Annotated in this window: 10 protein-coding genes and 1 pseudogene; 1 reads left to right on the top strand and 10 read right to left on the bottom strand. The window is 63.9% G+C overall.

Going from position 1 to position 10,814, the window contains the following annotated elements:
- Nucleotides 1-309: pseudogene (locus tag DH10_RS06740) on the bottom strand (IS66 family transposase); the annotation flags it as partial.
- 5 nt (nt 310-314) lie between these two features.
- Between DH10_RS06740 and DH10_RS06735 the strand changes: the two are divergent.
- Nucleotides 315-1,487 carry a putative bifunctional diguanylate cyclase/phosphodiesterase gene (locus DH10_RS06735; RefSeq protein ID WP_343221479.1) on the top strand — a complete coding sequence of 391 codons (1,173 nt, stop codon included), beginning with the start codon at nt 315-317 and terminating at the stop codon, nt 1,485-1,487.
- A gap of 167 nt (nt 1,488-1,654) precedes the next feature.
- Here the strand turns inward: DH10_RS06735 and panD are convergent, their stop codons facing one another.
- From panD to nadA, 9 genes are all read right to left on the bottom strand, one after another.
- The gene (gene panD, locus DH10_RS06730) at nt 1,655-2,110 is read right to left on the bottom strand and encodes an aspartate 1-decarboxylase (protein WP_192253358.1); all 456 of its coding nucleotides are present in this window, start codon (nt 2,108-2,110) and stop codon (nt 1,655-1,657) included.
- 56 nt (nt 2,111-2,166) lie between these two features.
- On the bottom strand, nt 2,167-3,150 hold the full coding sequence (locus DH10_RS06725) for a beta-ketoacyl-ACP synthase III (RefSeq protein WP_192384518.1): 984 nt from the start codon (nt 3,148-3,150) through the stop codon (nt 2,167-2,169).
- Nucleotides 3,147-4,565, bottom strand: a complete 1,419-nt coding sequence (gene bioA / locus DH10_RS06720) for an adenosylmethionine--8-amino-7-oxononanoate transaminase (RefSeq protein ID WP_192384516.1) — start codon at nt 4,563-4,565, stop codon at nt 3,147-3,149. Before bioA ends, DH10_RS06725 begins: the two co-directional genes overlap by 4 nt.
- Nucleotides 4,565-5,200 carry a dethiobiotin synthase gene (bioD, locus tag DH10_RS06715; RefSeq protein WP_192253349.1) on the bottom strand — a complete coding sequence of 212 codons (636 nt, stop codon included), beginning with the start codon at nt 5,198-5,200 and terminating at the stop codon, nt 4,565-4,567. Before bioD ends, bioA begins: the two co-directional genes overlap by 1 nt.
- The gene (locus DH10_RS06710; protein WP_192253346.1) at nt 5,197-6,336 is read right to left on the bottom strand and encodes an 8-amino-7-oxononanoate synthase; all 1,140 of its coding nucleotides are present in this window, start codon (nt 6,334-6,336) and stop codon (nt 5,197-5,199) included. Before DH10_RS06710 ends, bioD begins: the two co-directional genes overlap by 4 nt.
- Nucleotides 6,333-7,274: a biotin synthase BioB gene (gene bioB, locus DH10_RS06705; protein ID WP_192253383.1), complete on the bottom strand. Its 942-nt coding sequence runs from the start codon at nt 7,272-7,274 to the stop codon at nt 6,333-6,335. Before bioB ends, DH10_RS06710 begins: the two co-directional genes overlap by 4 nt.
- Before the next feature lie 157 nt (nt 7,275-7,431).
- On the bottom strand, nt 7,432-8,286 hold the full coding sequence (nadC, locus tag DH10_RS06700; protein ID WP_192253380.1) for a carboxylating nicotinate-nucleotide diphosphorylase: 855 nt from the start codon (nt 8,284-8,286) through the stop codon (nt 7,432-7,434).
- Entirely contained in the window at nt 8,286-9,821 is a 1,536-nt protein-coding gene (locus tag DH10_RS06695) for an L-aspartate oxidase (protein ID WP_192253343.1), read from the bottom strand. The genes nadC and DH10_RS06695 overlap by 1 nt, the downstream gene beginning before the upstream one ends.
- Entirely contained in the window at nt 9,818-10,792 is a 975-nt protein-coding gene (nadA, locus tag DH10_RS06690; RefSeq protein ID WP_192253340.1) for a quinolinate synthase NadA, read from the bottom strand. The genes DH10_RS06695 and nadA overlap by 4 nt, the downstream gene beginning before the upstream one ends.
- Nucleotides 10,793-10,814 lie beyond the last annotated feature (22 nt).

The following is a 10,814-nucleotide window of genomic DNA, read 5'->3' as shown; positions in this document are numbered from 1 at the left end:
TCTCCGCGGTAACAACCGGGCGGTTACGACCGTGTTGGAGTCCAGCTCGATGCGGCCGTCGGCAAGGAAGCGTTCGAGCGCAGCGCGGCGGCCCAGCGCGTAGCGGATCGCCTCGGCAAGCTTCGACTTGCCCGATAGCCTGGGCAGTTCCTTTTCCCACCGGGCAAAGAGCGCGGCGACAACCGATGCCGATTTGTCCTGGCGGGCTTCCATCCTGGCTGCGGCATCCTTGCCGCGGACGGTTTCCTCAATCGCCCAGAGCGGAGCCATCTGCGCGACCGTCTGCGTGGCGATGACGGACGAGCCTGCTGACCGTGTTGTTCATCGATCTGGACAACTTCAAGCTGGTCAACGACACGCTCGGCCACAATGCCGGAGACGAGCTCCTGAAGACCGTCGCTGGCCGCATGGTCCGATGCGTCAGGCCAACCGATACCGTCGTGCGGCTCGGCGGTGACGAATTCGTCATCGTTCTGTCCGACCAACCGACGGATGTCGATAGCGCCTCCGAGACCGTGCGAAAGATCCAGGCCGTGCTCGCTGAGCCGATCGAGCTAGGAAAGCATCGGCTGCGGGCGACGGCCAGCATCGGTATCGCAAACTACCCAAAGGATGGGGCGAACCCGGACGCACTCTTGGCCAATGCCGATGCGGCTATGTATAGCGCGAAGGAGTTCGGCCGCGACAATTTCCAATTCTTCGAACCGGACTTCAACACCAAGGCACATGAAAAATTCGTGCTCAAGGAGGAGTTGCGAAACGCATTGGCCCGCTCGGAATTCACCTTGCTCTATCAGCCGCAAATCGACCTTCGCACCGGGCACGTCTTTGCGGTCGAGGCGTTGCTGCGGTGGCGGCATCCGACGCGAGGCACCGAGGAGACGGGCCTGATCGTGCCGATCGGCGACTGGGTCCTGCATGAAGCGTGCCGACAGAACAAGGCCTGGCAAGACGCCGGCCTGCCGCAGATAGCTGTCTGCGTGAACGTATCCGCGCGGCAATTCCGGGAAAGGAATCTGGTCGGTCGCGTCGTCAACGCGCTGAAGGACAGCGGCCTGGAGGCCCGCTATCTTGAGCTGGAGGTTACCGAAAGCCTTATCAGGCAGGATGTGGACCTCGCAGTCGCCACGATGAACGAACTGCAAGACCAGGGCGTTCAGATCTCGATCGATGATTTCGGAACGGGCTATTCGAGCCTCAGCGCGCTCAAGACCTTTCCGGTGGCGCGGCTAAAGATCGACAAGTCTTTCATCAATGACGTCGTCGACGATGAGAACGATCAGGCTGTCGCCGGCGCCGTGATTTCATTGGGACAAAAGCTAAACATGAGGGTCATTGCAGAGGGCGTCGAAACGGACGACCAGGTGACCTTCCTGCGCAAGAACAATTGCGATGAGATGCAAGGCTATCATTTCAGCAAACCGATCTCCGCGCCGGAGATCGAGAAAATGCTGGGCGCGCCCGGCAGTAGCGGACCTTTGCGATAAATAGAAACTATGTTCTCAGGTCGCACCTGACGGCCACCCGCTCGCGTCACGACTTCAAAATAGTGCCGGAAAGGACGTCGTTGGCAGGCCCGTTCTGATGGGAAAGGCCGTGGTGCATGTTGGCCGAAAACAGGCCAGCGGGAGTTCGCGCAGGTGTCGGCAATGGGTTATTCGCCGCCAACCAGGGCTGGAATGGCCAAAGCCGCATTCGCCTCGTCAAGGATGGAGAAACTGTATCGGCCATATGCGTCGAGATTGACTGAGTAGCTCAGGCGGTCGCGTATGCGGTTGTCCTGGTCGAAGGTGACGATCCGCGGCTTCAGCGAGGTGATTTGCGCTTCGTCCAGATAGATCGAGTTGCAGACAATGATCTGGTCGTCTGGCTGGCAGGTGCGAGCCGCCGCCCCGTTAACGATGCAGCAGCATCGTGAGCCGCGTTCGCCGAGAATGACATAGGTCGAAATCCGCGCACCGGAATTCTTGTTCCATATCTCCACAAATTCCATCGGCAGGATCCCGGCCGCTTCGCAGTGGTCAGGGTCCAGCGTTATCGAACCATGGTAATTGAGGTTCGCTTCGGTGACGTGAATGCCGTGCAGCTTGCCGGCGACTATCTTTCGCATTGGGCTGTTGTCCTATCAATCATTCATGACAAGTCCCAGCGCGACCGGTCGCCCCGCTAAATTCCGACCACTAGAGCGCCGCCGCTGAGACCCGCACCCGCTGCCGCCAGAAGAATTTTCTCGCCCGGCCGAAATGGCTCCGTCTGATTGGCCAGCGACAGGGAGAGTGGTATCGTCGCGGCGGAAGAGTTGCCGTAGTCGGCGATCGTCTTGACGATTGCTCGATCCGCTATTCCGAGGTTTCTCCCGACCGCGTCGAAAATGCGGGCATTGGCCTGATGCGGCACGAACCGGCCGATGTCCTGCGGCGGCATCTGGGCTGCGGCGAGCGCGTCCTTTGAACATACAGTCATCATGTCCACGGCCTTTGCGAACACTTCGCGGCCGTCGGTGATCGTCATGCGCGTTTGCGCCAGGTCGAGGTCGCTATGAAACGGCGTGTTGCTTCCTCCAGCGGGTATCTGGATCAGCCCGTAGCGCGAGCCGTCGGAATCCACCGATGCGCCGAGAATGCCCCGATGCGGGTCCTCGCACGGACCAATTACCAACGCGCCGGCGGCATCAGCAAACAGCACGGCGCTGGCGCGCTCGGCCGGATTGATGCGACGGCTGAGGATATTGGCGGCAATAACAAGGCTCGCTTTGCCGTGCAGGCGGGTGAATCCGTCCGCGAACATCAACGCATAGATGAAGCCCGCGCAGGCGCCGGTCAGATCGACCGCGCCCGCCCGCCCGAGCCCGAGCCGATGTGCGACCAGCGGCGCGCTTGGCGGCAGAAGATGGTCGGGCGTCGAAGTGGCGAGCAACAGCAGCCCGATATCGCCGCGGTCGATGCCGGCGTTCGCCAGCGCCATGTCGCCGGCCTGCGTGGCAAGACCAGACAGCGTCTCTTCGTCCGTTGCCCAGAAGCGTGACCGTATCCCGGTGCGCCGCTCGATCCAGCCGGGCTCGAGCCCGAGACGATCTTCGATTTCCGGGTTCTCCACTTTGCGCGACGGCGCATGATGACCAAACCCGAGAATGCGCGACGATGCGCTCATGGTTTCGCGCCGAAGCGTTCGCCGGCCTCCTCGATGGCGTCATAGAGGCGTTCGAGCTCGTCGCCTGTGATGCAATATGGCGGGAGAAGATAGAGGACATTGCCGAGCGGGCGCACAAGCAGCCCCTGGTCGAGGAAGAAAGTCCGCAGCTTCGGGCCGATCTCGGCCAGATAGCCTGCGGAACCGGCTCGGAGGTCGAGCGCTGCGATCGTTCCCGTGGCGCGGCAGTCGGTAAAATATGGATTGTCCCGAAAGCGTTGCAGCCTGGCGGCCTGCATCACGCTCAGGGCCGCGATCCTCTCGGCCACCGGCTCGTCACGCCAGATCTCGACATTGGCGAGTGCTGCCGCGCAGGCAATCGGATTGGCGGTGTAGGAACTCGAGTGGAAGAAGGTCTTCTTCCGGTCCTCGGAATAATGGGCCTGGAAGATGGCATCGGTGGCGAGCGTCGCCGCCAGCGGGATAACGCCGCCGGTCAGGCCCTTTGAGGTGCACAGGATATCCGGTGAAATCGAGGCCTGCTCGCACGCGAACATGGTTCCGGTGCGGCCCCAGCCGGTCATCACCTCGTCAGCGATCAGCAGCGTGCCGGAGGCCTCAGTGATCTTCCTCAATTCGGCCAGAACCCAGGCCGGATACATCAGCATGCCGCCGGCGCCGAGCACCAGCGGCTCGACGATCAGCGCGGCGGCGTGCCGGTCGCGGGACACCGCCTCGAACCGATCGAGCGTCTCCTGCTCGCGCCCGGCAGCCGGGAAGGGAATGGTGTCGACCTCGAACAGCAACGGCTCGTAGGCGGCGTTGAACACACCGCGGGCGCCGACGCTCATCGTGCCGATGGTGTCGCCATGATAGCTGTGCTCCATGACGACGAGGCGCGAGCGCGGCGCGCCGATGTTGCGGAAATAGCCGAGGGCCATCTTCAGCGCGACTTCGACGGAGGTCGAGCCGCTGTCGGAATAGAACACCCGGTCGAGTCCGGAGGGAGCGAGGCTGTCGCCATGATAGCTGTGCTCCATGACGACGAGGCGCGAGCGCGGCGCGCCGATGTTGCGGAAATAGCCGAGGGCCATCTTCAGCGCGACTTCGACGGAGGTCGAGCCGCTGTCGGAATAGAACACCCGGTCGAGTCCGGAGGGAGCGAGGCCGACAAGCGCCTTGGCCAGGCGTTCGGCCGGCTCGTGGGTGAAGCTGGCGAAGATGATCTGGTCGAGGCTCGACGCGGTCGTCTCGATAGCCTTCATGATGCGGGGATGGCGGTGTCCATGCGTGACGACCCACCAGGAGGAAATGGCGTCCAGGATGCGCGCGCCGTCGGCCTTGTGGAGATAGGCGCCTTCAGTCAGGACGATTTCAGGGATCGCCTTTTCGAGCGCATGCTGGGTGAACGGATGCCAGACCTGAGACTGCGACATCATTCGCCTCCGGCAATCGAGGCAAGATCAAAGCCGGCAACCATCGCTTCCCTCAGCGTTTCGTTCGTCAGCGGATCGAGCAGCGGCAGCCTGCCGAGTTGTGGCACGCCGCTGAATTCCACGATTGTCCTTTGCGTATCGGCCACCTCTTCGCCAATGAAGGCGATGCCGATGAGCGGAATTGAGCGGGCTCGCAGGGCCTCGATCGACAGCAGAGTGTGGTTGATCGTGCCGAGCGCTGTGCGGGCGCATAGAATGACCGGCAGCCGCCATTGCGCGAATATGTCGATGAACTTTGTCTGCCGGTTGAGCGGCACCATCAGTCCGCCGGCGCCTTCGATGACGAGCGGACCCGGCAAGGCCGGAAGCGAGAGCTCTGCGACGTCTATCGCGACGCCGTCGAGTTCGGCTGAACGATGCGGCGACAGCGGCTCCTTCAGGCGATACACTTCGGGCAGCACGCGCCCCGGCGGCAGGCCGGCGAGCCGTTCCACAACCTCGCTGTCGGTTTCGCCGTCGAGGCCCGATTGCACCGGCTTCCAGTAGAAACCGTCGAGCAGGCCGGCGAGTCCTGCCGAAAACACCGTCTTGCCAATGCCGGTATCCGTTCCGGTGATGACGATGCGCTTGGTCATGCCGAGGCCAACACCTCGACGAGCGCCTCGACCATGGCCGAAATGTCGGCTTCGTCGACGCTGAGCGTCAGCGAAATGCGCAGCCGCGACGTGCCCTCGGGCACAGTCGGCGGACGAATGCCGCGGATGTCGAAGCCGCGTGCCTGCAGTGCCGCCGCCACCGCCATCGTGCGCCTGTTGTCCCCAATGACAAAGGGCTGGATCTGCGACCCGCTGGGTTTCACGCCGCAGCGGTCGGCCAGTTGGCGGCCCGCCGAGGCAACGCGTTCCTGCAACTGAATACGGCGCACAGGCTCATCCGACAGCATGGCGAGCGCTTCGCGCACCGCGACTGCCATCAGCGGCGATGGCGCGGTGGCGTAGATGAATGGCCGGCACCGGTTGACGAGATAGTCGCACAGCGTTCGTGGAGCGGTGACAAGCGCTCCGGAGGCGCCAAGCGCCTTGCCGCAGGTATGCAGCGCAACGATGTTGTCGCGGCCCTCGAAAGCAGCGGCAAAGCCGCGGCCGTCCGGTCCCCAGACGCCGGTGGCATGCGCCTCATCGACGACGAGGAATGCCTCGTGCCGATCGGCAAGCGCGACGAAGCTCTCCAGCGGCGCGCAGTCGCCATCCATGCTGTAAAGGCTTTCGACCGCTATCCAGACGCGTCCTACGCCGCCTTCGGCGCGCCAGCGCGTGATCGCATCCTCGACCGCGTTGGCGTCGTTGTGCGCGGCCAGCACGAACTGGGCACGCCCGGCCTGCGCGCCCTCATGCATGCTGGCGTGGGCCAGTTCGTCGAGGACCAAAAGGTCGCCCTTTTGCGGCAGCGCGGTCAGCAGAGCGAAGTTGGCGAGGTAACCGCTGCCGAAGAACAGTGCGCGGTCGGCTCCGAAGAACGTCGCTGCGTCTGCCTCCAGTTCCTCATGCTCCGGCGCATTGCCGCGCAGCAGCCGCGATCCGGTGGCGCCTACCGGCGTGCCCCGCGCGATGGCCGCCGCAACCGCTTCGCCAAGTCTTTTGGAGGAGGCAAGCCCGAGATAGTCGTTCGACGAGAAGTCGAGGCCGGCGCGCGGCGAAAGCGTCCGCAGCCGGTCCTTGCGCGCCAGCCCCTGCAAGGTCGCGTCATAGCGGGCGAGGGGTGCCCCGCTCACTGCGCCTCGAGTTCCATCGGCTCGATCCCGAGACGCCTGAGCAGCAGGCTATCCTTGTCCTCGCCGGGATTGTCCGCCGTCAGCAGCGTGTCTCCGACGAAGATCGAATTGGCGCCGGCAAAGAAACATAGCGCCTGCATCTCGTCAGTCATGGCAGTGCGGCCGGCGGAAAGTCGGACATGCGATTTCGGCATCATGATGCGTGCCAGCGCGATCACGCGCACGAATTCGATCGGCTCGATCGGTCTGGCGTCGGCAAGCGGAGTGCCGGCGATCGGGATCAGCATGTTGATTGGAACGCTTTCCGGATGCTCCGGCAGATTGGCCAGCGTCACCAGCATGTCGATCCGGTCGGCCGTTTCTTCGCCCATGCCGACAATGCCGCCGCAGCAGACCTTGATACCGCTGTCGCGGACATTGGCCAGTGTGTCCAGCCGGTTGGCAAAGGTGCGGGTCGAGATGATCTCGCTGTAGTAGCGCTCGGAAGTGTCGATGTTGTGGTTGTAGTAGTCGAGGCCAGCCTCTTTCAGCCGCTGCGCCTGGCCGAGGTCGAGCATGCCGAGCGTCATGCAGGTTTCCATACCGAGCGCCTTGACGCCTTCGACCATCGCCACCGCCGCATCCATGTCGCGCGCCTTGGGGTTTCGCCAGGCAGCGCCCATGCAATAGCGGGTGGCGCCGGCGTCACGCGCCTTGGTCGCTTCGGCGATGACGCGCCGGACCTCCATCAGCTTCGACGCCTTCAGGCCCGTGTCGTGATGCGCCGACTGGCTGCAATAGCCGCAATCCTCCGGACATCCGCCTGTCTTGATGCTGAGAAGCCGGCTGAGCTGGACCTTGTTGGGGTCGAAATTCTGGCGGTGGACGATTTGGGCATGAAACAAAAGGTCGTTGAAAGGCGCGTCGTGGAGAGCCTGGGCTTCTTCCAATGTCCACATCCGGTGGTGGTCGAAGGATTGAGCTTCAGGAATGGTCTTTTCCGAAATTGCTGCGCGCATTTCCATCCTGTTCCTTGCGTTGTGGCGACACGGGTGCCTTTGAATGGCGGACCATGGTCGAGAGAAGCTGGGTAGGGTAGATGGTCAGCCTCGACGATCAAGGCTCACGGTAGTCGAGGCCGATATCGAGGATCGGCGCGCTGTGAGTCAACCAGCCGATGGAAATCAGATCGATACCGGTTGCGGCAACGGCTGGCGCAATCGCGGCAGTGATTCTGCCAGAAGCCTCTGTGACCGACCGGCCCGCAACCAATGCTACAGCCTGGTGCAACTCGTCGATCGACATATTGTCGAGCAGAACGGCGTCGGGGGCGAAGAGCAGGACATCTTCCAACTGGGCCAGCGTATCGACCTCGACTTCGATCTTGACGAGATGGCCGACGCTCACTCGCGCCCGCTCGATCGCCGCGCGAATGCTGCCGGCGATGGCAATGTGGTTATCCTTGATCAGGATGGCGTTGTCGAGACCAAAACGGTGATTGGAGCCGCCACCGGCGCGCACGGCGTATTTTTCGACCGCCCGCAAGCCGGGTGTCGTCTTGCGCGTGCACACGATCTTTGCTTTGTGCTCGCGGATCGCATTGACGACCGATGCCGTCGCCGTGGCGATGCCGCTCAGATGGCAGAGAAAATTGAGTGCTGTTCGTTCCGCGGTGAGAATGGCCCGTGCCGGACCGCTGACCGATGCGATGGTCTCACCCTGCGCAACGTCGCTGCCATCCGCTCGTTCCACTGTCATCTCGACATTTTGGTCGATCAGCTTGAAAGCGAGCATCGCCAGATCGAGCCCGGCGATAGTTCCGGCCTGGCGCGCAGTCAGCACGGTTGTCGCATGATAGTCCTTCGGTACGACGGCGTCCGAGGTCAGGTCGCCGGCCCTGCCAAGGTCCTCGAGGAGCGCTGCCTGCACCAGGGGCTCGAGCATGATTGTTGGAAGTGGCGAGAGGTCAATCATGTGACGCCTTCCAGCACTGGTGCGAGTTCCCGCGCTGCCGCCAGGGCGGCTTCGAGGGTGATTTCGGAGCGCCGGGCAACGGCCGCGTGATGAGGAAAGTCCGTCCGGTAGTGGGCGCCGCGGCTTTCGCGACGCCGCAAGGCGGCAATCGCGATCATCAGCCCAACGGCCGCCGGGTCGGATGCCGCGTCCTTGCGCTCGGCCGGTGGCAACAAGGCGCGTGCGGCTGCTTTCAATGCCTCACCGTCCCGCAAGACGCCGAGCGCGCGCGATAGAAGAGGGCGCACGGTTGTCGGGTCGGGCGAAGGGCGGTCGCTTGCAATCGCCGGCTTTGTTCGGTGGGCAGGGGTTCCCGCGATGCTCTCGGCGACCCAACGCGCGCAGACGACGGCCTCGGTCAAGGAATTGCTGGCAAGCCGGTTGGCGCCGTGCAGCCCGGTCGAGGCGACTTCGCCGCAGGCCCAGAGACCCGTGACGGAGGTGCGACCGGAGCCGTCCACGGCGACGCCACCCATATGATAGTGCTGCGCCGGCCGGATCGGCATGAGATCACGCACCGGATCGATGCCGGCCTTCTTGCAGGCTGACGCGATTGTCGGGAATTGCCGCGCGAATTCCGGGCCGGGCCTTTCGCGGACGTTGAGGAAGACGCGATGGCCGTCCGCGAGATGCTTCCAGACAGCGCGCGCGACGATGTCGCGCGGCGCGAGTTCCGCCCCTCGCACGCCGTCGAGGAAACGTCGGCCCGTCTCGTCGACGATCACCGCACCTTCGCCGCGAACCGCCTCGCTGATGAGCGGCATCGGACGGCCCGGCCCGTCAAGCGCGGTCGGGTGGAACTGGATGAACTCCAGGTCGGCAAGGACGGCTCCCGCATGCGCTGCGAGCGCCAGGCCCTGTCCGCAGCTGCCCAACGGGTTGGTCGAGTCATGGAACAGGCCGCCGATCCCGCCGGTGGCGAGAACGACCCGTGCCGTCGCGAGGAACGCCGGACCTGTGGGGCCGCTCGCCAGAACACCGGCGATTCTACCGTCCTCCATGGCCAGGCGACGCGCCTCGAAGCCCTCGATGACCGCTATTGTCGGCGTGGAGCCAACGGCGGCGATAAGGGCGCGCATGACCTCCCGGCCGCTGCCGTCACCCCGGGCATGAACGATGCGCCGGCGCGTGTGCGCGGCTTCCAGCCCGAGACGAAGAGCGCCCGCCGGCGTCCGATCAAAACGAACCCCAAAGCGTGCCAGATATTCGATCGCGGCGGGCGCGGCGTACACGATGCGCCTTGCCGCTTGCGCATCGCAAAGACCATCACCTGCGGCGAGCGTGTCGGAAAGGTGGAGCGCCGGATCGTCATCATCACCAAGGCTGGCGGCAAGCCCCCCCTGCGCCCACATGCTGGACGCGTCCGCGCCAAGCGGCGATCTCGAAAGCAGAAGCACCGGCTCGGGCGCCAGCTGCAGCGCCGTCATCAGCCCGGCTATGCCGGCGCCGATGATGACCGGCCGGCCGCCGAGGTCGCGGACGTCCATGCTCATACTGCCAGCATCCGCTCGACGGCCAGCCGAGCGCGCCCGGCGATTGCGGGTGGGACGGTCACGACATGGCGGTTCTGCTCCAGCGCCGCACGGATGTTGGCGAGCGTTATCCGCTTCATATGCGGGCACAGATTGCAGGGCCGAATGAACTCGACCTCGGGATGCTCGACCGAGACGTTGTCGCTCATCGAGCACTCGGTCATCAGCACGACGCGGGGCGGTTTTTGCCTTCCGACATAATCCGACATGGCGGCAGTCGAACCGGAGAAGTCAGCTTCGGCGACCACTTCCGGCGGGCATTCCGGATGCGCCAGCACCGTCACACCCGGATGGTCCTCGCGCAACTGGCGGATGTCGGCAGGCGTGAAGCGCTCATGCACCTCGCAATGCCCTTTCCAGGCGATGATCTCCACGTCGGTCTGGGTGGCGATGTTCTGGGCCAGGTACTCATCCGGCAGCATGATCACCCGGGGAACCCCCAGCGACTCCACCACGGCCTTGGCATTGCCGGAGGTACAGCAGATGTCGGACTCAGCCTTCACGGCGGCGGAAGTGTTGACGTAGGTGACAATTGGTACGCCTGGGTAGCGCTGCCGCATGAGACGGACATCTTCGGCGGTAATAGAATCGGCGAGCGAGCAGCCGGCTGCCGTGTCCGGAATGAGCACCGTTTTTTGCGGATTGAGCAGCTTCGCTGTCTCGGCCATGAAATGCACGCCGGCCAGCACGATGACGTCCGCTTCGGTCGACATCGCCTTGCGGGCCAGCGCCAGGCTGTCGCCGACGATGTCGGCGACGCAGTGGAAGATCTCCGGCGTCTGATAGTTATGCGCCAGGATGACGGCATTTCGCTGCTGCTTCAGATCGAGAACGGCCTCGATATCATCGGTGAAGGCTGGCCACTCGATCGGTGGAATGACCCGCCGCACGCGGTCGTAGAGCGCGGCTGTGCGCGTGGAGGCGTTGAGCATGCCTTGCCCTCATTATGCTCTT

Source organism: Mesorhizobium silamurunense (assembly GCF_014843825.1).
Taxonomy (GTDB): domain Bacteria; phylum Pseudomonadota; class Alphaproteobacteria; order Rhizobiales; family Rhizobiaceae; genus Mesorhizobium; species Mesorhizobium silamurunense.
Note: the sequence above shows the minus strand (reverse complement) of the source record. Positions and strands in the feature narration are given on the sequence as shown.

Bases quoted from the DNA above. Each gene is read 5' to 3' on its own strand.
- bioA (WP_192384516.1), bottom strand. From the start codon at position 4,565: ATGTCGCAGTCTCAGGTCTGGCATCCGTTCACCCAGCATGCGCTCGAA.
- DH10_RS06695 (WP_192253343.1), bottom strand. From the start codon at position 9,821: ATGAGCATGGACGTCCGCGACCTCGGCGGCCGGCCGGTCATCATCGGC.
- panD (WP_192253358.1), bottom strand. From the start codon at position 2,110: ATGCGAAAGATAGTCGCCGGCAAGCTGCACGGCATTCACGTCACCGAA.
- bioD (WP_192253349.1), bottom strand. From the start codon at position 5,200: ATGACCAAGCGCATCGTCATCACCGGAACGGATACCGGCATTGGCAAG.
- nadA (WP_192253340.1), bottom strand. From the start codon at position 10,792: ATGCTCAACGCCTCCACGCGCACAGCCGCGCTCTACGACCGCGTGCGG.
- DH10_RS06725 (WP_192384518.1), bottom strand. From the start codon at position 3,150: ATGAGCGCATCGTCGCGCATTCTCGGGTTTGGTCATCATGCGCCGTCG.
- bioB (WP_192253383.1), bottom strand. From the start codon at position 7,274: ATGTGGACATTGGAAGAAGCCCAGGCTCTCCACGACGCGCCTTTCAAC.